The sequence below is a fragment of the Nocardia paucivorans NBRC 100373 genome (assembly GCF_000308675.1).
In the GTDB taxonomy this organism is placed as follows: Bacteria; Actinomycetota; Actinomycetes; order Mycobacteriales; family Mycobacteriaceae; genus Nocardia; species Nocardia paucivorans.
The window spans coordinates 1-232 of record NZ_BAGE01000068.1 but is presented as its reverse complement, the minus strand read 5'-3'; the positions used below and the strand labels follow the sequence as shown (position 1 = coordinate 232).

At 70.7% G+C, this 232-nt stretch carries 1 protein-coding gene; it reads left to right on the top strand.

Annotated elements, in window-relative coordinates; translation table 11 throughout:
* Window positions 1-232: hypothetical protein (locus tag ON32_RS23285; protein WP_040793156.1), on the top strand; the 232-nt coding region annotated here is incomplete at both ends.

The following is a 232-nucleotide window of genomic DNA, read 5'->3' as shown; positions in this document are numbered from 1 at the left end:
GCCGTCGCTCGCGGTACTCGCGGACACCACGGTCACCGGAATCGAGACCTGTCACAGGTCGATCGTCGATGCCGTTGCGGCCGAGGAGGTTCCCGGTGCGCTGATCTGGCGGGTGATCGGGTCGGTGGCCGGGTCGGTGGCCGACACCCCGGCCCGGGTGCGGGCGAGGGTGCTCGAGACCCTCGAGGTGGTGCAGGCGTTCCTCGCGCAGGAACGGTTGGCCGAAACCTGC